The sequence below is a fragment of the Lysobacter soyae genome (genome assembly GCF_019551435.1).
In the GTDB taxonomy this organism is placed as follows: Bacteria; Pseudomonadota; Gammaproteobacteria; order Xanthomonadales; family Xanthomonadaceae; genus Solilutibacter; species Solilutibacter soyae.
Genome location: NZ_CP080544.1, coordinates 1,405,146 through 1,426,925, shown reverse-complemented (window position 1 = coordinate 1,426,925; position 21,780 = coordinate 1,405,146). Strand labels below are relative to the sequence as shown.

22 protein-coding genes and 3 tRNA genes are annotated in these 21,780 nt (G+C 59.6%); 24 read left to right on the top strand and 1 reads right to left on the bottom strand.

Annotated features, from left to right (window positions below; translation table 11 throughout):
• Positions 1–5: 5 nt before the first annotated feature.
• Positions 6–1,544 (top strand): phospholipase effector Tle1 domain-containing protein, encoded by a 1,539-nt coding sequence (locus H8L67_RS06865; protein WP_220379114.1) that lies wholly within the window; start codon positions 6–8, stop codon positions 1,542–1,544.
• A gap of 3 nt (positions 1,545–1,547) precedes the next feature.
• On the opposite strand, the gene ygfZ is transcribed toward H8L67_RS06865, so the two are convergent.
• Positions 1,548–2,363 (bottom strand): CAF17-like 4Fe-4S cluster assembly/insertion protein YgfZ, encoded by an 816-nt coding sequence (gene ygfZ, locus H8L67_RS06860; RefSeq protein ID WP_220379113.1) that lies wholly within the window; start codon positions 2,361–2,363, stop codon positions 1,548–1,550.
• Between the two features lie 25 nt (positions 2,364–2,388).
• On the opposite strand from ygfZ, the gene H8L67_RS06855 reads away from it, so the two are divergent.
• The 23 genes from H8L67_RS06855 to H8L67_RS06745 all read left to right on the top strand — a co-directional run bounded on the left by H8L67_RS06855 (position 2,389) and on the right by H8L67_RS06745 (position 21,779).
• Entirely contained in the window at positions 2,389–2,559 is a 171-nt protein-coding gene (locus H8L67_RS06855; RefSeq protein ID WP_255555904.1) for a DUF1674 domain-containing protein, read from the top strand.
• 48 nt (positions 2,560–2,607) lie between these two features.
• Positions 2,608–3,003: a succinate dehydrogenase, cytochrome b556 subunit gene (sdhC, locus tag H8L67_RS06850; protein ID WP_220379112.1), complete on the top strand. Its 396-nt coding sequence runs from the start codon at positions 2,608–2,610 to the stop codon at positions 3,001–3,003.
• Positions 3,003–3,395, top strand: a complete 393-nt coding sequence (sdhD, locus tag H8L67_RS06845) for a succinate dehydrogenase, hydrophobic membrane anchor protein (RefSeq protein WP_220379111.1) — start codon at positions 3,003–3,005, stop codon at positions 3,393–3,395. The genes sdhC and sdhD overlap by 1 nt, the downstream gene beginning before the upstream one ends.
• Positions 3,396–3,397: 2 nt before the next feature.
• Positions 3,398–5,188: a succinate dehydrogenase flavoprotein subunit gene (gene sdhA / locus H8L67_RS06840; RefSeq protein ID WP_220379110.1), complete on the top strand. Its 1,791-nt coding sequence runs from the start codon at positions 3,398–3,400 to the stop codon at positions 5,186–5,188.
• A gap of 14 nt (positions 5,189–5,202) precedes the next feature.
• Complete coding sequence (locus tag H8L67_RS06835; RefSeq protein WP_220379109.1) at positions 5,203–5,988, top strand: succinate dehydrogenase iron-sulfur subunit; 786 nt, start codon at positions 5,203–5,205, stop codon at positions 5,986–5,988.
• A gap of 24 nt (positions 5,989–6,012) precedes the next feature.
• Positions 6,013–6,258: an FAD assembly factor SdhE gene (locus tag H8L67_RS06830; protein ID WP_220379108.1), complete on the top strand. Its 246-nt coding sequence runs from the start codon at positions 6,013–6,015 to the stop codon at positions 6,256–6,258.
• Positions 6,259–6,307: 49 nt separating this feature from the next.
• Positions 6,308–6,667 carry a hypothetical protein gene (locus tag H8L67_RS06825; RefSeq protein ID WP_220379107.1) on the top strand — a complete coding sequence of 120 codons (360 nt, stop codon included), beginning with the start codon at positions 6,308–6,310 and terminating at the stop codon, positions 6,665–6,667.
• 23 nt (positions 6,668–6,690) lie between these two features.
• Positions 6,691–7,935, top strand: coding sequence for a lipoprotein-releasing ABC transporter permease subunit (locus H8L67_RS06820; protein ID WP_220379106.1), 1,245 nt, complete (start codon positions 6,691–6,693; stop codon positions 7,933–7,935).
• On the top strand, positions 7,928–8,620 hold the full coding sequence (gene lolD / locus H8L67_RS06815) for a lipoprotein-releasing ABC transporter ATP-binding protein LolD (protein WP_220379105.1): 693 nt from the start codon (positions 7,928–7,930) through the stop codon (positions 8,618–8,620). Before H8L67_RS06820 ends, lolD begins: the two co-directional genes overlap by 8 nt.
• Positions 8,621–8,641: 21 nt before the next feature.
• Positions 8,642–11,029, top strand: a complete 2,388-nt coding sequence (locus H8L67_RS06810) for a DNA internalization-related competence protein ComEC/Rec2 (RefSeq protein WP_220379104.1) — start codon at positions 8,642–8,644, stop codon at positions 11,027–11,029.
• Positions 11,030–11,031: 2 nt separating this feature from the next.
• A complete protein-coding gene (locus H8L67_RS06805; RefSeq protein WP_220379103.1) occupies positions 11,032–11,640 on the top strand; it encodes a MotA/TolQ/ExbB proton channel family protein in 609 nt (202 codons plus the stop codon).
• A gap of 7 nt (positions 11,641–11,647) precedes the next feature.
• Positions 11,648–12,094: an ExbD/TolR family protein gene (locus tag H8L67_RS06800; RefSeq protein ID WP_220379102.1), complete on the top strand. Its 447-nt coding sequence runs from the start codon at positions 11,648–11,650 to the stop codon at positions 12,092–12,094.
• Positions 12,094–13,842 carry a lipid A export permease/ATP-binding protein MsbA gene (gene msbA / locus H8L67_RS06795; protein ID WP_220379101.1) on the top strand — a complete coding sequence of 583 codons (1,749 nt, stop codon included), beginning with the start codon at positions 12,094–12,096 and terminating at the stop codon, positions 13,840–13,842. Before H8L67_RS06800 ends, msbA begins: the two co-directional genes overlap by 1 nt.
• Entirely contained in the window at positions 13,839–14,864 is a 1,026-nt protein-coding gene (lpxK, locus tag H8L67_RS06790) for a tetraacyldisaccharide 4'-kinase (RefSeq protein WP_220379100.1), read from the top strand. The genes msbA and lpxK overlap by 4 nt, the downstream gene beginning before the upstream one ends.
• Positions 14,857–15,630, top strand: a complete 774-nt coding sequence (gene kdsB / locus H8L67_RS06785; protein ID WP_220379099.1) for a 3-deoxy-manno-octulosonate cytidylyltransferase — start codon at positions 14,857–14,859, stop codon at positions 15,628–15,630. Before lpxK ends, kdsB begins: the two co-directional genes overlap by 8 nt.
• Positions 15,631–15,632: 2 nt before the next feature.
• Complete coding sequence (gene uvrC / locus H8L67_RS06780) at positions 15,633–17,522, top strand: excinuclease ABC subunit UvrC (RefSeq protein ID WP_220379098.1); 1,890 nt, start codon at positions 15,633–15,635, stop codon at positions 17,520–17,522.
• Complete coding sequence (pgsA, locus tag H8L67_RS06775) at positions 17,519–18,094, top strand: CDP-diacylglycerol--glycerol-3-phosphate 3-phosphatidyltransferase (RefSeq protein ID WP_220379097.1); 576 nt, start codon at positions 17,519–17,521, stop codon at positions 18,092–18,094. Before uvrC ends, pgsA begins: the two co-directional genes overlap by 4 nt.
• Before the next feature lie 36 nt (positions 18,095–18,130).
• A tRNA-Gly gene (locus H8L67_RS06770) sits at positions 18,131–18,206 on the top strand.
• Between the two features lie 44 nt (positions 18,207–18,250).
• Positions 18,251–18,324 (top strand) — tRNA-Cys (locus H8L67_RS06765).
• 85 nt (positions 18,325–18,409) lie between these two features.
• Positions 18,410–18,496: transfer RNA gene (locus tag H8L67_RS06760), tRNA-Leu, on the top strand.
• A gap of 41 nt (positions 18,497–18,537) precedes the next feature.
• Entirely contained in the window at positions 18,538–18,909 is a 372-nt protein-coding gene (locus H8L67_RS06755; protein ID WP_220379096.1) for a CopL family metal-binding regulatory protein, read from the top strand.
• 93 nt (positions 18,910–19,002) lie between these two features.
• Entirely contained in the window at positions 19,003–20,811 is a 1,809-nt protein-coding gene (locus tag H8L67_RS06750; RefSeq protein ID WP_220379095.1) for a copper resistance system multicopper oxidase, read from the top strand.
• A complete protein-coding gene (locus tag H8L67_RS06745) occupies positions 20,811–21,779 on the top strand; it encodes a copper resistance protein B (RefSeq protein ID WP_220380769.1) in 969 nt (322 codons plus the stop codon). The genes H8L67_RS06750 and H8L67_RS06745 overlap by 1 nt, the downstream gene beginning before the upstream one ends.
• The last annotated feature ends 1 nt before the right edge of the window (position 21,780 follow it).

Genomic DNA, 21,780 nt, shown 5'->3' with positions numbered 1-21,780 from the left:
GGAACATGGGCAGCACATCAGGACTGGATCGCACCACCGAACGCACACCCTCGGTTGAAGACAACTGGCAGTTGGCGAATGCCGTTGCCAGGATTGCCGACATGCGTGTGCCGAAATTGCACGGCAACAATCGCCACGAGCATCTGTACTACGCGATGTTCGATGGCAGCAACCAAACCCGTGACCAGCAAAGAAATGCGCAAGAAGGCAAGGTGCGCACGGCTGTCGGGTATTTTGCCGACACGATCGAATCACAAGGGCGCAAGCATGGTATCGCCGTGGGCTACCAAACCGGCGTCGGCACAGACGGTGACGTGCTGCAACGTGTGAGGGGCTTGGCCGAAGGCAAAGGTGCGATCGACAAAATCGAACGGCAATACGAAGACATGTGCGCTCAGATGGCCGCGTGGCGGAAACAGGATCCGCAGGCACAGTTGCGCGTCGTCGGTATGGGCTTCAGTCGCGGCGGTGACCAGGCAGCGGCCTTCCTACGCTTGGTCCATGAGCGCGGCGTGTTGCAGCCCGGTAGCAAAGACCATTATCTCGTGCCACCGGGAAAGGTACCGCAAGCCGCCATCCTGCTGGATCCGGTTGCTTCGGGCGAGCTCGAAAAAACCGACCGACGTCTGCCGTCTTCCACGATGTTCGCCGTCCAAGTGGTGTCGCGCGATGAGCGACGGCTTGGTTTCGAATCCAATCCGGTCCTGCCGGACGGCGCCAGCAGCGATGGTCGCTTCTTGTCAGTGACGGTCCCCGGCGGCCATGGCGATACCGCCCATGGTCATCCCAAAGACGCGGCGTCTGTCCGTGTGGAGAATGCATTGGTCGACGTGGTCAACGCTTTCTCAGGCAAGCACATTATCGACAAGGTCCCGCAGTCCAAAGATGCGTATCTGAAGTTGCACGACACACGCTGGAGCGTACCGACCTCGCTCAACGAACTGTTGGGCGATAACGATCCGGGCGCGCGTGCCGCGCGCAAATCGCTCGCGCCGGAAGCGAAATGCGCGAATGACGTGAACGCATGCTATCGCTCCGATGCGGTCGACAAATCCATGCAAAAGCAATTCCAGTACAAGCCCCAAGAGCATGCGCCGGTCGGCGAAACCAAAGGCCCGGGGCATGTCAGTGTCGATCCCGAGCAAAAAATTCCGGATGTTCCGGGCTTGAAACCGGCGATTCACTCGGCCATCGCGCTCATGGAGGCGCTGAAAACCCGGCATCCCGACTTGTCCCATCTGTCCGCGCCGCAGATGGCGGCGGGCGCTATGAATCATTGGAAAGCCACGGGAGCAGCCGGCATGTTTACCGAAGTGACCCTGGCGCGTGATCCCGGCGGGCGTTCAAATGTCGTGCTGAGCAATGTGGTCAGCGACGGGCCTGCCGCGCGTCGTGAAGCGACGTCGGTGGATGCCCTGACGCGCGTGGGCTTTGAGGAGGGGCTGGCGCAACTGGTGCAGGCGCAAAGCGAGGAACGCGTCGCCCGACTCAAGCAAGCCGAGCAACTTCACATCCCGCAACCCAAGCCGCAATTGATGATCTAGCGATCAAATCGGATCAAACGGGCGGACGCTGTAGGCGGCACCGCCGATTTGCGCCGGATGCTCGTTCGAATCAATCGGCAGGACACACAACGCGTCATGGTCGATGCGGCGAACCATCGCCGCATCGACCGATGGCACTTCTCCGGCGCTGAAATGCACCCAATGCAGCTGCCTTTTGCCTTTGCCCAGAAAGTGTGTGCGCGCCACAATTTCCTGTCCCGGATAACAGCCTTTTTTCACGCTGAAGGCGGGCCAGCGTTCCAGCGAGAGTTGTTGTGGTGTCCATTGCGGGTTGTCTGCGGCGCTGATCCACGGAATGCCGGCACGGAGATCCTGCAAGGCCCAAGCGTGTGCGAGGGCCTGATCGGTCGCGACGTTCGCGCCCGCCAAAACCACACGCAAGCTGCGGCCCTCACCGGGCCATCGCAATTGCATACCCGTGTCTGAAACTTGCACGCGCGTGCCTGGCGGCAAGTCGGCATGGGATCCTGCAACCACCGCATCGGTCATCGGCGTGAAGCTCACTTTGCTGCGGAAAACAAATCGTTTCAAACCCTCGAGCAATGCGGAGACACCGGTTGCGGGGGTCACCAGCACAAATTGTGTGTCGGACAACTTGACCAACGCGAACAGCGCAATCAATCGCCCTTGCGGGGTCAGCCAACCGTTCCAATGCCAATCCATGGCCGCCAACCCGGCGACGTCGTTCATGGTCTGTGCGTGAAGAAACCGGCTGGCATCAGCCCCCTCGATGGAGATGACGGCGAGTTCCGGCAAGGCAAATTCGGGTGAGTCGGACGGGTTCAGGTTGTGTGACATGGCGGCCGGAACGTAGAATCAGCAGGTGAGCGAGAAAGAAATCATAGGCGAAGGCGTGGAAAAGGCTGATAAGCCGACCCCGAAACCCGAGCCCGAGGCAGCCAACGAGAAAGTCCCTGAATTCGGCGGACGCGAGGGGCCTGAGCCCACGCGCTACGGAGATTGGGAAAAGAACGGTCGCTGCATAGACTTCTGATCACGCATAGACACGCATCGCATTTCATTTTTCGGAGACACCGCGCTCATGGCGAAATCCAACCGCCCGTTGTCACCGCACTTGCAGGTTTACCGCTGGCAAGTGCAGATGGTGACGTCCATCCTTCATCGCGCCACAGGAATCGTGCTCGCGGTGGGTGCCTTGATCGCGGTATACGGCGCCGTCCAGCTCGCCATGGGGCGTGAGGCTTGGCAAGCGTTCGCCACCTGCTTGGCGTCGCCGCTGGGTTTGGTCTTCCTGTTCGGCTGGGTGTGGGCTTTCAGCTATCACTTCTTGAACGGCATCCGGCACTTGTTCCAAGACGCCGGCATGGGCTATCCGATTCCCTCGTTCGTGCGCAACAGCTGGTTCACGATCGTCGGTAGCGTGATTCTGACCCTGATCATTTTCAGCATCGGCCTCATGCACAAGGGAGGTGTCTGATGACCCGTTTGCGTACACCGCTCAAAAATGCACGCGGTTTGGGTTCGGCCAAGGCCGGTACCGAGCATTTCATCCAGCAACGCATCACCGCGATCGCGCTGTTGTTCACGGGTATCTACATGATTGCGTTGCTGCTGTGCAATGTGCACGGGGGCTACGACGCCATGCAGGCCGCACTGGCGCATCCGGGCAATGCCGTGGTCGCCGTCGCCTTCCTGATCGCCATGTGCTGGCACGCTTGCCTGGGGATGCAAGTGGTCCTTGAAGACTACGTGCATACACCGGCCTGGTCGATCACCTTGATGTTGCTCAATCGTTTCGTCTTTGCCATCGCTGCCATCGCCGGCGTCTTGGCTGTACTCAAGATCTCGCTCGTTGCGATGGGGAACTGAGAATGTCCGCATACAAAATTCATCAACATGATTTCGACATGGTCGTGGTCGGCGCCGGCGGCGCCGGCTTGCGCGCCACCTTCGGTTTGGCCCAGAAAGGCCTAAAAACCGCCTGTATCACCAAAGTCTTTCCAACCCGTTCGCACACCGTTGCGGCGCAGGGCGGCGTGGCCGCCGCGCTTGCCAACATGGGTGAAGACGATTGGCGTTACCACTTCTTCGATACCGTCAAAGGGTCGGATTGGTTGGGTGACCAAGACGCAATTGAATACATGTGCCGCGAAGCCATTCCGGCCATCGTGGAACTCGAACATTACGGCGTGCCGTTCTCGCGCACCGAAGACGGCAAGATCTATCAGCGTCCGTTCGGCGGCATGACCACGCGTTACGGCGAAGGTCCGCCGGCGCAGCGTACGTGTGCTGCCGCTGACCGTACGGGTCACGCCATCTTGCACACCCTGTACCAGCAGTCGCTTGCCCACGACGCGCAATTCTTCATCGAATATTTCGCGATCGATCTGATCATGGATGCCAACGGCGAATGCCGTGGCGTGCTGGCGCTGGAAATGGAAACGGGCGAACTGCACTTGTTCCGTGCCCACGGCACCGTGCTTGCGACCGGCGGTTATGGCCGCGCCTATTTCTCGGCGACTTCCGCCCACACCTGTACCGGTGATGGCGGCGGCATGGCCCTGCGCGCCGGTCTTGCCATGCAAGACATGGAATTCGTGCAATTCCATCCGACCGGGATCTACGGTGCGGGCTGCTTGATTACCGAAGGTGTCCGCGGTGAAGGCGGCATCTTGCGCAACAGCAACGGCGAGCGCTTCATGGAGCGCTACGCACCGAGCGTGAAAGACCTTGCCCCGCGCGATATGGTCAGCCGCTCGATGACGCTTGAAATCCGTGAAGGTCGTGGCGTCGGCGAGCACAAGGATCACATCCTGCTCGACCTGACCCACTTGGGGCCGGAAGTGATTCACGAAAAACTGCCGGGGATCGCCGAAAGCGCGCGCATCTTCGCCGGCGTCGATGTTGAAAAAGAACCGATTCCGGTCATCCCGACGGTGCACTACAACATGGGCGGCATTCCGACCAACTATCACGGTGAAGTCGTGCAATTGCGCAACGGCGATCCGGATGCGGTCGTGCCGGGACTGTACTCGATCGGTGAAGCGGCCTGCGTGTCGGTGCATGGTGCGAACCGTTTGGGTTCGAATTCCTTGCTCGACCTGGTCGTGTTCGGTCGTGCGGTCGCGAACCGCGCGGCGGAAATCATCAAGCCGGATACCAAACACGGCAAGCTGGCCGATGACGCGACCGACAAGGCCTTGAGCCGTCTGGACAAACTGCGTAACGCCAAGGGCTCGACGCCGACCGCCGTCATCCGCGACCGCATGCAACGCACGATGCAGAAGGACGCCGCCGTGTTCCGTACCGGTGAGACCCTGGCAGAAGGTGTCAAAGCGATGCGCGAAATCCACGCTTCGTTTGAAGACGTCAAAGTCGCAGATCGTTCATTGATCTGGAACTCCGACCTCATCGAAACGATGGAGCTGGAAAACCTGCTGGATCAAGCGTTGGTCACGATTGTGTCGGCAGAGAACCGTACCGAGTCGCGCGGTGCGCACGCCCGCGAAGACTTCCCGAACCGCGATGACGCGCAATGGATGAAGCACACCATGTGTTCCGTCGATCGCAGTGGCACAACCCAAATCGACTATCGCCCGGTGCATGCCTATACGCTGTCGGATGAAGTCGGCTACATTCCGCCGAAAGAGCGCAAGTACTGAGGATTGGCACGAACATGGCAGAATTTTCGCTCCCCAAGAATTCGACGGTCCAAAAGGGCAAGCACTTTGCCGCGCCGGCGGAGGCAAAACGCAAGCGCACCTTCAAGGTCTATCGTTGGAATCCCGATGACAGCGCCAATCCGCGTACCGATACCTATGAGCTCGATATGGATCGCTGCGGTCCGATGGTGTTGGATGCGCTGATCAAGATCAAGAACGAAGTGGACCCCACGCTGACATTCCGCCGTTCGTGCCGCGAAGGCATTTGCGGCAGCTGTGCGATGAACATCGACGGCACGAATACCTTGGCATGCACCAAGGCGGTCGACGATTGCCGCAGCGGCGATGTGCCGATTTATCCGCTGCCGCACATGGAAGTTGTCAAGGATTTGGTGCCGGATCTGACGCATTTTTATGCGCAATACGCCTCCATTCGTCCTTGGTTGCGCACGCAAAGCCCGACACCGTCCGATCGCGAGCGTTTGCAATCGCCGGAAGATCGCAAGAAGCTCGACGGGCTCTACGAGTGCATTCTCTGCGCGTGTTGCAGCACCAGCTGCCCGAGCTATTGGTGGAATGGCGATCGCTATTTGGGCCCGGCCATTTTGTTGCAGGCCTATCGTTGGATCGTCGATTCGCGCGATGAAGACACCGGCGATCGTCTCGATAATCTCGAGGATCCGTTCCGCCTGTATCGCTGCCACACCATCATGAACTGCGCGCGCACCTGCCCGAAGGGATTGAACCCGGCGCAGGCGATCGCTGAAATCAAGAAGTTGATGCTTGCACGCCGCGTTTAATACGCGGCTGCATGCCTTGATCCCATGAGCGACGCCGAACTTTCGCGTGTCCGCTGGCGTTGTCGCCGCGGCATGCGCGAGCTGGACCAGCTGTTCGACCGCTATCTGAAGTACGCTTGGGCGCAACAATCCGACGCCGATCGCGTGGTTTTCCTACGGCTTTTGGAAACCGAGGACGATACGCTGTGGCGATGGGTAATGGGCTACGAGGCGTGTAATGACGAGGAACTTTCGGAACTCCTCGAGCGGATGCGTCAGCTGCCGTATTGAGTGGCAGCGCGGAAGCTTTTCGCGCGCATTTCCTTGGCTCGCCTTCTTGTTGGCGACGGTTTCGACGTTGCTCTCAGGCTTGGATTGGGCGTGGAAGGTATTCCTCGTCGTGCTGTGGTTGTTCGAGTCTTATCGGGCCCATCAGTCCATGCAGGGGTGGACGCAAGGCACGCTCCGCATCGATACCGACGGTACCGAACGTCAGGTGCGCATCCGCGGCGCAGTAGTGACGGATTTCCATCTCTCCCGGCGCAGTCGCTGGCTGGTGTTGCGCTGGCGCGACGGGGCGGGGCGCCGTAAGGCGCTGTGTTTGTGGCCCGGCGACGTGTCGGTCCCGGCGCTTCGTGAACTGCGCCAAGCCTTCGACGTCCATGTGGATGCAGCCCACACACCATTGCTGTCAACATAAGGACTGGTCTTCGGTCTTGCCACATGTTCAAACCCTTACCCGTCTCCATCGGTCTCCGGTATTTGCGCGCCAAGCGGCGCAACGGATTCATTTCCTTCATCTCATTGGCCTCCATCCTCGGTATTGCACTGGGCGTGTGCGTGCTCATCACCACGCTGTCCGTCATGGGTGGCTTTCAAAAAGAAATCCGCGATCGCCTCCTGCAGATGGCGGCGCACGTCACCGTCACGGGTGACGGACGTCCCATGGACAACTGGCAGCGCGCGATTGATCTCGCCAAGCAAGACAAACGCGTGGAGGCCGTGGCGCCGTATGTCGACACCCAAGGACTGATCGCGGGCAGCGAAAAACGTCCTGCGATCGTGCGCGGCATCGTGCCGGCACAAGAGGTCCACGTTTCGGTCATCGGCGAGAAAGTTGTTCGAGGTGATTTCAAGTCACTGCAGCCGGGGCAGTTCAATGTGCTGCTGGGCGGCGAACTGGCGCAGGCATTGGGTGTGGATGTCGGCGACTCCGTCGTGATTACCACCTCGGGCATCCAGGTGACGGGCATGGGCGCCATCTCCCAGCTCAAGCGATTCACCGTCAGCGGAATTTTCGAGGCGGGGCATCAGGAGTTTGATGCAGGACTTGCCATCGTTGACATGAGTGATTTGCAGCGCGTCCTACGAATGGACGACACCGTGACCGGTGTCCGTCTGAAGTTGTACGACATGAACTTGGCTTGGGATGTCGGTCGTGATTTGGCGCTTCGCCTCGGTGGCAGTTACTTGGTGTTGGATTGGATGCAGCAGAACGGCAACATTTTCCGTGCCATCAAAATGGAAAAAACCATGATGGGCATTTTGCTGTCGCTGATCATTGCGATGGGTGCTTTCAATCTGGTGTCGTCGCAAGTCATGTTGGTCACCGACAAACAGGCCGACATTGCCATTCAACGAACCTTAGGGATGTCGCCAAGACAAGTCATGGGCATCTTCATGGTGCAGGGCAGTCTGATCGGATTGATCGGTACGGTCGCAGGCGTCATCAGTGGCATTTTGCTGACGCTCAACCTGGAGTCCATCCTCAAACTGATCGAACGCATTTTCAAAGTCGATTTGCTGCCCGAAGACGTCTACTACATCACGGGCTTGCCGACCGACCTGCAAGCAAATTCCGTGATTCTGATCGCCTGCATCGCGTTGCTGATGGCCTTCCTTGCGACCTTGTACCCCGCGTGGCGCGCCGCGCGCACGCCCCCGGCTGAGGCATTGCGTTATGAGTGAAGTGATTCGTGCAGATGCGTTGAGCAAGACCTACAGCGAAGGCAAGCTCAACACGCGGGTATTTGAGGGCCTTGATTTCAAGGTCGAGGCAGGCGAGTCCGTGGCGATTGTCGGCGCGTCGGGTGCCGGTAAGAGCACCTTGCTCCATATCCTCGGCGGTCTCGATGTGCCGAGCGCCGGCGAAGTGTATGTGCAAGGGCAAAAGATGTCGGCACTCGCCGATGCGGCGCGTGGCGTTTTGCGCAACAAGGCACTCGGGTTCATCTATCAATTCCATCATTTGTTGCCGGAATTCACGGCACTTGAGAATGTGATGCTGCCGCAGATGTTGGGCGGTGTGGACAAACAGCGTGCGGCGGATGCCGCGAAAGTGTTGTTGGAACAGGTCGGACTCGGTGCGCGTCTGGAACACAAACCCGGAGAGCTATCGGGTGGCGAGCGGCAACGCGCCGCGGTCGCCAGAGCTTTGGTAAATTCACCTGCGTGCGTGCTCGGCGACGAGCCCACCGGTAACTTGGATGACCGCACGGCAGACACGGTGTTCAACCTGATGCTCGACTTGAATCGTGCGCAAAAAACCAGCTTGGTGTTGGTAACACACAACCGCAAACTCGCGAAGCGTTTGGGACGCGTGCTTGAGCTCACCAATGGGAAATTGAAGGAAGTCGCCTTAGACGAGGTGTAAATGGAAGCAGATTCGGCAAGGATGCCGATACTGGGCCCGCTAGCAACAGCGGGCCTTCTCGCAGGCGCGCTGATCTGCCTGTTCCTCGTCGGCGCGATGCCGACGGCACTGGCGGTTTGCATCGCGCTCTTCGGCGCATTGCTCTGGCTCATGCCGACACGCGCGTTCTGGCTAGGCGCGTGTTTTTTCGGCTTCGGTTACGCCGCGTTGCACGTGGCGAGCGTGCAGACGTCTTGGTTGCCGTCGGCGCTCGAAGGCAAACCGCTGCCGGTGCAAGGCCGGGTGCTCGATCTCCCCGTGCAAGAGGACGGACGGCGCAGCTTTTTGTTTCTTGTCGCTGAAGATGCCGAGACCCCCGGGCTGCGAGGGAAGGTCATTCGCTTGGGGTGGTACGGCAAGCCCGGCGAGTCGTTGCCGGATGTTCAAGCCGGGTCGCGCTGGTCATTCACGGTCAAACTCAAACGTCCGCACGGGCTGCGTAATCCGGGCAGCCTGGACGCCGAGCGCAATGCATTCGCGAATCGGGTGGTCGCGACCGGCGTGGTGGTCGGCAAACGCAAGCGCGAGCGCATTGACGCGGGCGCTGGCATTAACGCCATGCGGGATTCATTGGGATTGGCGATTGCCGACATCGACCATCCCGCCGCGAAATTCATTCGCGCATTGGCGGTGGGCGATACCCGTGCCATAGAAGACGCCGACTGGCGCATCCTTCGCGCCAACGGTTTGACCCATTTGATTGCCATTTCCGGTTCGCATGTGTCGATGGCGGCGTTTTTGGGATTGGCACTTGGCGGCTTGCTCTGGCGACTATGTCCTGCGCTTGGCCTCCTGATGCCGCGCAAAGTGGCCGCACCCTTGTGCGGCGCCCTGGTCGCAATCGGCTATACCTTGCTCGCAGGCGGCGAAGTGCCCACCGTTCGCACCTTGTTGATGATGTGGTGCGTCGTCGGCGCCTTGTTGTTGCGACGGCGCTTGGGCTTGGTGACCGCCTTGTCGGCGGCGGTGATCGCATTGGTGGTGGTGGATCCGCTCAATCTATTGCGTCCCGGCTTCTGGCTGAGTTTCATGGGGGTGGCCTGGCTGGCTTGGTGTTTGCAAGGCGTCAAACAAAACTTCGTCAAAGAAATGTTGTCGGCACAGGGCATTGCCACATTGGGTTTGCTACCGCTGTGCGTCCTCTTCTTCGGCCAAACGTCTTGGGTCGCTCCCTTGGCGAACATCATCGCCGTGCCGCTCTGGGGTTTGGTGATTGTTCCGCTTTCCATCGCCGGCGTGGCATTGAACGCGATCTCGCCGCCATTGGCCCATGCCTCGTGGTGGATGGCAGCGGGTTTGTTCGACATGGCGTGGCCGGTATTTGTGCGCATGGCGCAATGGCCAGGCGCCCAAATAGACATTGCCGAGGCGACGCCGTGGGCCGTTGCGCTGGCATCCATTGGCGCACTTTGGCTTTTGATGCCGCGCGGCGTGCCGCTTCGATTGCTGTCTTTCGGCCTTTGGATGCCGCTGATCGCGCCGGCAGTTCCGCGCGCAGAACCGGATGGACTCCTCGTCACGTTCATCGACGTGGGTCAAGGCTTGTCGGTGCTTGTGCAAACGCGCACGCACACGATGCTTTATGACGCCGGTCCGAAAGGGCAGGTGGCGTATGGCCGTGATGAGAAATCGACAGCGGGATTCGACGCCGGCGAAAAAGTTGTGGTGCCGGCGCTTCACGCGCTGGGCGTCAAATCGCTGAATCTCATGATGCTGAGCCACGGTGATGCGGATCATGCCGGTGGTGCCGCTGCAGTCGATGCAGCCTTCCATCCCAATGACATACAGGCGCCTCATGGCACACCGCTTCCGCACAGCGCCGAATGCCAACGCGGCAACCGATGGACTTGGGATCAGGTGCATTTCGAAGTGCTCGCACCGGTGCCGAACATGCCCTATGCCGGCAATGCCAGCAGTTGCGTGCTGAAAATCATTAGCAAATATGGCAGCGTCTTGCTCACCGGTGACGTGGAGGCCGCGGGCGAGGCAGGCATGATTGCGCACGACCGTGCCGCACTTCGCGCGGACGTCGTTTCCATGCCACACCATGGCAGCAACACCTCATCCACCTATCCGTTTGTTCGCGCCGTCGCTGCACGTTATGTGGTGGCGTCGTCGGGTTATCGCAATCTGTTCAAACATCCGCGCGAGCGTGTGTGGAGGCGTTGGATCGATGCCGGCACACAGCCCGTCAATACGCCCGCTTCGGGTGCTGTGGGCTTTGCGTTCACCCGCGAGGGCATCGAGATGCGTGATGAACGCAGCCGGCGCCGGCGTGTTTGGGATCCCATGGAAGGCGATGGGGTCAATGGCGGGTCTGGGCTATCCTATGGACAGCGTGGTTCACCCATTCCCCCGTACCCGAGGTAAACGTGCTTGAACTTGTAAAGGCCGGCGGTTGGCCGATGATTCCCTTGCTGCTGCTGTCGTTGGCAGCTTTGTCCATCGTCATTGAACGCTTCTGGGCCTTGCGCAAGTCCACTGTCATGCCTCCGGGCCTTGCCAACGAGGTCACCGCTTGGGCGGTTCAAGGCAAGGTGGAAGCCAGTCATTTGGAGGCGCTTGAGGCCAACTCGCCGTTGGGTGAACTGCTGGCAGCCGTCGTGGGAGTACGCGGCAAGCATCATTTGCAACGCAGCGAGCGCATTGAAGATGTCGGTCGCCATATCGTGCACCGTCTTGAGAAATTCTTGCCGGCCCTGGGCACGATTGCCTCTGTCGGACCGCTGCTCGGCTTGTTCGGCACCGTGGTCGGCATGATTCAAATGTTTCTCGGCATTCTCGATCACGGCATGGGCGACGTGAACCAATTGGCTGGCGGTATCGGCAAAGCCTTGGTCTGCACGGCCACCGGCATGATCGTCGCGATTCCCGCCCTTATCATGCACCGAACGTTGCGGGCGCGTATCGCAGGATTCATGATCGATATGGAGCACGACGCCATGGCGCTTGATGACGCGTTGAACAAGGACGCGCACTGAGCGGCCTATGAAATTCGGCAAAGTCCATTCCGACGACGAGCCCAATCTTGATTTGGTGCCGCTCATCGACGTGATCTTGTGTTTGATCATTTTTTTCGTGGTCACCACCACCTTCGATTCGCGCGCCGTATTGCGCTTGCAACTGCCGAAGGCGGACGGCGTGGCCGCACCCGACATGGCGAAACCGCTGACGTTGTTGGTGAGCCAAGACGGGCGGTTTTTCTTTGAAGATCGCGAGGTCCTCAAACGCGATCTCGATACACTGAAGCAAACCATCAATGACGTCGCGGGCACCGACCGTTCGCGCACCGTGTTGTTGCGCGCCGATGGCCGTGCCCCGCATCAGTCGGTCGTAACCGCGTATGAGGCGCTCGGCCAACTGGGCTTCACCAAAGTGATGATCGCCACCGCGCCGCCGGTGCCCGAAGCGGACGAGAAGGCGGGCAAACGCTAATGGCCGGCAACGAAAAGTCCTGGGACATTTACAAGCGATTGCTGGCGTTTGCCAAGCCGTATCGCGGTTGGATTGTGCTTGGCTTTTTCGGCATGGCGGTGGAAGCCGCGGCAGGCGCGGGGATTTTGCGTCTGACCAAACCCATGATCGACGAAATGCTGGTCAACCGGGTCTTCAGCTATTGGGTGCCGGCCTCGTTGGTGTTGTTTTTACTGATCCGCGGATTGGGCGGTTTGATCGGCGATTATTCAATCGTGCGCTCGGGACGCAATGTCGTCCGTGATCTGCGCATGCGCTTGATGCGCAAATATTTGAATCTGCCCGGCAAGGCCTTCGATCGCGAAAACGTGCCGACGATGATCACGCGCTTGAGCGGCGACACCGAAATGGTGGCGCAAGCGGCGGTCGACGCGCTGAAGGTCATCGTCAGCAACTTGTTGTCGATCATCGCCTACGTCGGCGTCATGTTTTGGACCAGTTGGCGCGTCTCATTGGTGTTGTTCGTCCTCGCCCCGGTAATGGGTTGGACCATGGGCAAGGTAGGCAAACGCTACCGATTGCTGAACACGCAAATCCAGGACTCCAATGCGGAATTGCTGCAGTCCGCCGATCAAGCGTTGCATGCGCATCAGGAAGTGAAGACCTACGGCGCTCAAGACTCGGAAATGAGCCGCTACGGATCGCAAACCAAGCGCAACGTCAATCTGGCGCTCAAGGTGCAAGTTACCAACGGCCTGTTGTCGATGTTCGTGCAAGTATTTGGTGCCGTTGGCGTGGCCGTGATGTTGATCATCGCCGGTCACGAAGCCTTGAAGGGCAGACTGACGGCGGGTGATTTTTTCGCGCTGCTGACCGCCATGGTCAGTATCGTGCCGTTGTTGCGCCAGCTCACCAACGTGCAAAGCATGTTAGAGCGTGGTATCGATTCGGCGTCACGCGTGTTCGGCGTGCTCGATTCCCCCGAGGAAACCGACACCGGTACGCGCAGCTTGGATCGCGCGAAAGGCTTGCTCGAATTCCGGAATGTCGGTGTGCGCTATGAAGGTCAGCATCGCGATGCCTTGCGGTCGATCAGCTTCACGGCGAAACCCGGCACGGTCACGGCCATTGTCGGGCGGTCGGGTAGCGGCAAGTCCACATTGGTGAAGCTCATTCCGCGTTTCTACGAAATCGATTCCGGTGAGATCCTGCTGGATGGGCACGCCATCACCGAATACCGTTTGAATGATTTGCGCCGTCAAATCGCCATGGTGAGCCAACAGGTCACGCTGTTTGACGGCAGCATTGCGCAGAACGTTGCCTACGGTGAAATGAGCGATGCGGTGGATACACGCATTGCGGAGGCCATCCGTGATGCCAATGCCGCGGAATTTGTCGATCGTTTGCCGAACGGTGCGGATACCGAGATTGGCGAACGCGGCGGCAAACTTTCCGGCGGCCAACGCCAGCGCATCGCGATTGCGCGCGCTATGTTGAAGGACGCCCCCATTCTGGTACTCGATGAAGCCACGGCGGCACTCGACAACGAGTCCGAACGTCTGGTGCAGGAGGCACTGGATCATTTGATGCCGGATCGCACCACCTTGGTCATTGCGCACCGTTTGTCCACGGTTGAACATGCCGATCAAGTCCTCGTGTTGGACGAGGGAGAAATTGTCGAACACGGCACGCATGCCGAACTGATCGCAAAAGGCGGCGTCTATGCGCATTTGCACGGCATGCAATTCCGGGAGGGCAAGTCACGTTGAGCGGGAAGAAACAGGCGCCGGCCTGGTGGTACAACCCCGACGTCTTGGTGCCGTTTTGGGCGCATGCCGGCGAGGCGGTGTTTCGATTGGCAAGTCGCACGCGTGCCAAGCTCTACGAGAAACAATGGAAGCGCGCCTTCCACCCCGGCGTACCGGTCATCGTGGTCGGCAACATTTCAGTGGGCGGAACCGGCAAGACACCGCTGGTGATGGCGCTTATCGCGCATCTGCAAGCGGCCGGATACACCCCGGGGCTGGCGACGCGTGGCTATGGCCGAGCCAACCCCAAGCAGGCGCTGTGGGTCGACGCCGATACGCCTGCGGCCATCGGCGGCGATGAGCCGGTCATGATCGCCAAAGCCACCGGCGTGCGCGTGCGGGCGGATGCGAAGCGGGCGCGGGCGGCGCGGGCATTGGTCGAGTCGGGGTGCGACGTCATTGTTTGCGACGACGGTCTGCAGCATTACGGCTTGGCAAGAGATATCGAGATTGAAGTCATTGATGCGCTGCGTGGTTACGGCAATGGCCGGCTGTTGCCAGGCGGGCCGCTGCGCGAATCCCCGGCGGGTGCCTCGCGATTCGATTTTCGTGTCGTGAATTTGGGGGCACTTCCAGACGAAGCGGCGACGCGAATCGATCCGGCATTCCAAGCGATGTTTGTCCGACCCACACGCGTCAAGGCCTTGAACAGCGCCCGGACAGCGACCTTGGCAGCGTTCAAGGGACAGCGAGTACACGCCGTGGCCGGGATCGGTCATCCACAGCGTTTTTTCGATATGTTGAAACAGCACGAGATCGCCGTGGTGCCGCATCCTTTTCCCGATCACCACGCGTTTTCGGAGGCCGATTTTGCCTTTTCCAGCGACTTGCCGGTGTTGATGACGAGTAAGGACGCTTCGAAGTGCACGGCATTCGCGCAAGATCACTGGTACGAGATTTCCGTCGATGCGGTGATGCCGGCCGGATTCTGGTCGGCATTGGACGTGAAGCTCAAAGCGCTCAAAGGTCATCCAAATGAGTGAACTCGACTTTGTCGTTGCGATTCCCGCGCGTTTGTCTGCCACCCGATTGCCCGGCAAACCGCTGCGTTTGATCGGCGGCATGCCGATGGTGGTGCATGTGGCCCATCAGGCCAGCTTGGCCGGTGCCCGCGAGGTGGTGGTGGCGGCCGACGATCCCGCGATTGTCAGTGCCGTCACCGAGGCAGGTTTCAAGGCAGTGATGACGCGCGCCGATCATGTCAGCGGCACCGACCGACTCGCGGAGTGCGCCTCCATCTCCGGTTGGCGCCCCGACAACATCGTGGTGAACGTGCAAGGGGACGAGCCGTTCGCGCCGCCTGAGGGCATTCGCGCGGTGGCAGCGCTACTGTCGCGCACCGGGTTCGAGATGGCGACCCTGGCGACGCCTATTGAAACCGCGGAAGACATTTTCAATCCGAATGTCGTCAAAGTCGTCGCCAATTCGGCGGATGCCGCGCTGTATTTCAGCCGGGCGCCGATTCCTTGGCAACGCGGTGCGTTTGATGCGCAGCGCGTCGATTTGCTTGATTCAGCGTGGCTCAGACACATCGGCATCTATGCCTATCGCGTGGACTTCCTCCAACGTTTCGCGCAGATGCCGCCGTCCAGCTTGGAAACACTCGAATCGCTTGAGCAACTTCGCGTGCTGCAGGCAGGCTTTGCCATCGCGGTGGCACGTACGCCGGTGGCATTTCCGCCGGGCGTCGATACCGCGGACGACTTGGTACGCGCTGAAGCGTATTTCCAGAAGATGCACCGGCTCTAACCGTGTCCACGTCCCAGCCCGAACCCTTCGACGGTAAGGCCTTCGTCAAACATTTGACCAATGCCCCCGGCGTCTATCGCATGTACGGTGCCGATGATCGTTTGCTGTACGTGGGCAAGGCCGCATCGCTCAAAAAGCGCGTGTCGAGCTATTTCTCCAAAGCCCACAATGGCCGTATCGCGCTGATGGTGTCGCAAATCCAGCGCATGGAAGTGACCGTCACCCGTTCCGCCAGCGAAGCGCTCTTGGTCGAAAACGAGTTGATCAAGGCGCACAAGCCGAGATACAACATCCTGCTGCGCGACGACAAAAGTTACCCCTACGTGTTGATCACGGCCGGGACTTGGCCGCGCATCAAATCACATCGCGGCACACGTGCGGGCAAAGGGCGTTTCTTCGGCCCGTATCCCAGTGTCCTCGCCGTGCGTGACACCTTGAACTTGATGCATCGCTTGTTCAAGCTTCGCAATTGCGAGGACAGCGTTTTCAAGAACCGCACGCGACCCTGTCTGCAATATCAAATCGGCCGCTGCACCGCACCCTGCGTCGGTCTGATTTCAGAGCAGGCCTACGCCGAAGATGTGCGACGTGCGGAGTTTTTCCTGTCGGGTCGCAGCGATGCGTTGACCGAGGATTTGACGGCGCAAATGCATGCTGCGAGCGACGCGCTGGAATTTGAACGTGCGATGCAATTGCGTGATTTGATCGGCGGAATTCGCAAACTGCAGGCACGCGAAAGCGTTGAGAATCCTGAAGGTGACTTGGACGTCCTGGCCTCCAGCATCGTCGCGGGAACGGCTTGCATCGTGCTGTTGTCGGTGCGCGATGGCCGCAATTTGGGCACGCGGACATTCTTCCCAAAACTCAACGGCCACTCCGATGTCGCCGAGGCCTTGAGCGCATTTCTTTCGCAATACTATTTCGAGCACACACCACCGCGGGAAATCGTGGTGGATAGGGATTTCGAAGATCGCGAAATGGTGCAATCGGCATTGACTGAAGCGGCAGGACGGAACATTCAAATCCGCACCCAAGTACGCGGCAGACGCGCCGTATTGCTCGACATGGCGCGGCGCAATGTGGCCAATGCCGTCAATACCGAGAATGCCAGCCAAGACGCACAAGCGGCGCGCGTCGCGTCGTTAGTGGAACTGCTGGGTTTGACCGCCGCGCCCAAACGCGTCGAGTGCTTCGATATCAGCCACACCATGGGTGAGGCCACCGTGGCGTCCTGCGTGGTCTTCGATGAAAAAGGCGCGGTGCGCGATCAATACCGCCGCTACAACATCACCGGCATCACACCGGGGGATGATTACGCCGCCATGCATCAGGCCCTGGCGCGGCGCTTCAGGCCGCGAGAGGCGTTGGCCGAAGACGAGGCGGAACGTGTCGCCGACGAAGAGGCGCGCCCCATGTTGCCGGATGTGCTGTTGATCGACGGTGGGGAAGGGCAGCTCAAACAAGCGCGCGATGTGTTGCGCGAGCTCGGCGTCGAAGGCGTCGTTTTGGTAGGTGTTGCTAAAGGCGAAGCGCGCAAGGCGGGACACGAAACGCTGATTCTCGACGATGGCCGCGAAGTGCAGCCCGGCGCGTTTTCCCCGGCATTGCAATATATCCAACAAGTGCGCGACGAAGCCCATCGATTCGCAATCACCGGACATCGTGGCAAACGACAAAAAGCCCGCACGTCCAGCACCCTGGAAGAGATCGAGGGCATCGGCCCGCGCAAGCGCGCGGCCCTGCTCAAATATTTCGGCGGATTGGGCGGTTTGAAGACCGCATCCGTGTTGGACATCGCAAAGGTGGACGGAATCAGTGAAGCCTTGGCCGAAAGGATTTATGCTGGTCTGCATGGCACCGAAGCCATGGAACCGGACGGTACGCAAGGATGAGAATCACCATTCCCACGATGTTGACGATGGCACGCATCGTCATGATTCCCGTATTGGTGGTGTGTTTTTATCTTCCCTACAAATGGGCCAACGTCGCCGCCGCAGGCTTGTTTGCACTGGCATCCATCACCGATTGGTTGGACGGCTGGATTGCCCGCCGCTACCACCAATATTCGGCGTTCGGCGCGTTTCTCGATCCGGTCGCAGACAAACTGATGGTCGCGGTGGTGCTCCTCATCATCGTGCAAAAGCACCCGACGCTTTGGATGGCGCTCTGGGCGGCAGTCATCATCGGTCGGGAAATCGCCGTGTCGGCGCTTCGGGAGTGGATGGCGGAACTCGGACAGCGCGCCAAGGTGAAAGTCGCCGCCATCGGCAAATTCAAGACCGTCGCGCAAATGGTGGCGTTGACCGGCTTGCTGTACGAGGACAATTTCTTCGGAATCCCCGTATTCAAGATCTCCGATTATTTGCTGGCAGTCGCCGCATTGTTGACGCTTTGGTCAGGTTTGGCCTACCTGATGGCCGCATGGCCAACGCTGACTGAAGGCGAAGGTCATCCAAACAGTTGACAAGTTCGTTTCAGTGGCTAGAATAGCCAACTCAACGCGGGAATAGCTCAGTTGGTAGAGCACGACCTTGCCAAGGTCGGGGTCGAGGGTTCGAGTCCCTTTTCCCGCTCCAAATTCGAAACCCCGGCATTGCCGGGGTTTCTTTTTCCAGTCACCGGCCGGGTGGCAGAGTGGTTATGCAGCGGATTGCAAATCCGTGTACGCCGGTTCGATTCCGACCTCGGCCTCCATCCAACGATGGATTTCAAAGCCCGGCATTGCCGGGTTTTTTAATGTCTGAAAGTAGGCGCAAGGTCTGTGCGAAAATCACGACAGGCTCGGATGGCGAAATTGGTAGACGCAACGGACTTAAAATCCGTCTCCCGCAAGGGAATGTGGGTTCGATTCCCACTCCGAGCACCAGATTCATCGAAAATGCCACAAGGCGCTGATAAAGTCTGTCCATGGTCCGATTGGTCTGCCACGGGTTGCTGATGCTGATGTTGGTGCTGAACGGCATCGGCAGTGCGGCGGCAGGGGTGCGCATGGCGGTGTCCGTTCCCGTCGACAACGTCACGACGCCTGCGCACGCAAAGTCGCACCACACCACGGCCGACAACACAGATGCGGCGGCATCACACGCGGATTGCACGAAGGATTGCTGTAAGACCCATCTTCCGTCGTGTGCGCAGAGCTGTGCCCAAGGCGCGCAAGCGGTGTTGTCCACGCCACTGTTGTTGATGCCGCATTGCTTCCACGCGGCGATTGATTCCGTGATCGCACAAGGGCATCCAAGACCCCCGCTGACTGAGAAACACCGCCCACCCATCGTCTGAGCTGCCGCTGCTGCGCCTTGCGCGCGGTGCTTGCTTTGCGTTCGTACTTGCCGTGCGACGCCTCCAATAAATGCCCAGAGTGTGGAGCTCACGATGTCCATTGATTATTCCGCGTTGCGCGGCGAGATCGCCTCGCTGTCGCGGCGACGATTTGTACAAGGCCTGGCGGTTGCGGGGGCGATAGCACCCTTGGGTGCCTGGTCCAAAACGCCGTGGGCGCTACGTGCGAACGGCCAACCCGAAATTTTGTCGGGCACTGATTTCAGCCTGAGCGTGAGCGAAACCTGGTTGAACTACACAGGACGCAGACGTCCTGCAGTCACCGTCAACGGCAGCCTGCCCGGACCCGTGCTTCGTTGGAAGGAGGGCAGTACGGTGTCGCTGTTGGTGCGCAACGATTTGCCGCGCGGCTCCATCCACGGTCCGGATACCTCGATACATTGGCACGGCATCTTGCTGCCGGCGAACATGGATGGCGTGCCCGGCATGAGTTTCGACGGCATCCGTCCCGGCGAAAGTTATCTGTACCGTTTCAAGGTGAACCAGTCCGGCACCTACTGGTACCACAGCCATTCGGGATTCCAGGAGCAGGGCGGTCAGTACGGGGCGCTCATCATCGACCCACTGGAACCCGAACCGTTTGATTACGACCGCGATTACGTCGTGTTCTTTTCCGACTGGACCGATATGGATCCGGCCAAGCTGTTTGCGCGCTTGAAAAAGATGTCGAGCCACGACAACCATCACCAGCGCACCGTGGCCGATTTTTTGCGTGATGTGGAAAAAAATGGCGCGAACGCAACGCTGGAAGACCGCAAGGCCTGGGGTCGCATGCGTATGACCCCGACCGACCTGTCGGACGTCAATGCCGAGACTTACACCTATCTGGTCAATGGCACGACCTCGCTAGGCAATTGGACGGCGCTGTTCAAGCCCGGCGAGAAAGTGCGTTTGCGATTGATCAACGGCTCGGCGATGACTTATTTCGACGTGCGCATCCCCGGGCTGAAAATGACCGTGGTGGCGGCAGACGGTCAATACGTACATCCGGTGACCGTCGAAGAAATTCGCCTTGCGGCTGCCGAGACATTCGATGTGATCGTCGAGCCTGCCGGACAGGACGCTTACACCCTGTTTGCGCAAGACAGTGCGCGAACCGGTTGGGTGTCCGCCACCTTGGCGGTTAGAGAAGGCCTGCGCGCGCCCGTGCCGCCGCTGGACCCGCGTCCCTTGCTCACCATGGCAGATATGGGCCACGACCATGGGATGGGCGGGCAGGACGCGATGGCAGGCCACGCAGGGCATGACATGTCGGGTCACGACATGTCGAGCATGTCCGGAATGGCGGGCATGGATCACGGCGCGATGTCGATGCAATCGCATCCGAAGACCGAGCACAACAACCCGCTGGTCGATATGCAAACGATGATGCCGATGCCGCGCTTGGATGATCCGGGCATCGGGTTGCGCGGCAACGGACGAAAAGTTGCCACGTACGCGGATCTCAAGAGCCGTTTCGACGATCCGGACGGGCGCGATCCGGGCCGCACCATCGAGCTGCACCTTACCGGACATATGGAAAAGTTTGCCTGGTCGTTTGATGGCGTGAAATTTGCCCAGTCCGAACCCTTGAAATTGAACTATGGCGAGCGTGTGCGGATCGTGCTTGTGAACGACACGATGATGAGCCACCCGATCCATCTCCACGGTATGTGGAGCGATCTCGAAGATGCGCACGGCAATTTCCATCTGCGCAAACACACGGTCGACATGCCGCCGGGCACAAAGCGCAGCTATCGCGTACGCGCCGATGCGTTGGGGCGTTGGGCATATCACTGCCACCTGTTCTTCCATATGGAGTCGGGTATGTTCCGCGAAGTAAAGGTGGAGGCGCAGTCATGATGTCGACAAAACGTTTGGTGGCCGCGCTGACCGTGTTCTTCTGTGTTGCACCTGCGTGGGCGCAACATCAAGGGCACGACATGCACATGGCGCCGGCAAAGAAGGCGCCAGCGAAGACGGCACCGGCAAAGAAGGCGTCGTCGATGGACCATTCGCAGATGGATCACTCGCAGATGGACTACTCGAAGATGGACTACTCGAAGATGGACCACTCGAAGATGGACCACTCGAAGATGGACGACGCGCCGGGAAATACTGCCGGTGCGCCGGTTCCTGTGCCAACCGAAGCAGATTTGGCTGCCGCGTTTCCACCCGTTCACGCCCATCATTTGCACGGCACAAGCATCCAGAGCTACACATTGATCGATCGCTTCGAAGTCCAACATGGCGACGGTGTCTCCCGACAAGCGTGGGAAGCTTCAGGCTGGATAGGCGGTGACGTGCAAAAACTGACCTGGCGCACGGAAGGCCATGCACACGACGGTAAAGTCGAGCGCGCAAGTGCGGAGCTCTTCTACAGCCGCGGTATCCGCCCCTGGTGGGATGTCGTTGCCGGCGTGCGTCACGACTTCGGCCAAGGGCCGTCTCGACAATGGGTAGGCGTCGGCATTCAAGGGCTGGCGCCCTACAAGTTCGAGGTCAACGCCACGCTGTACGTGGGTGATCAAAGCAGGACGGCGCTGCGTGCAGGAGTGGAATACGACACGCTGTTGACCAATCGCTGGATTCTGCAGTGGCACGCCGAAGCCAACGCCTATGGCAAAGATGATTTGTCTCTTGGCATTGGTTCCGGGCTGTCAAACATCGAAGCCGGCGCACGTTTGCGCTATGAGATTGACCGCAAATTTGCTCCCTACATCGGGGTGGATCACGATCATGCCTTCGGACGCACCGCGGACGTGCGAAAAGCCGCCGGCGGCAAAGTCGGCGACACACGGGTTGTGGCGGGCATTCGCGTTTGGTTCTGAC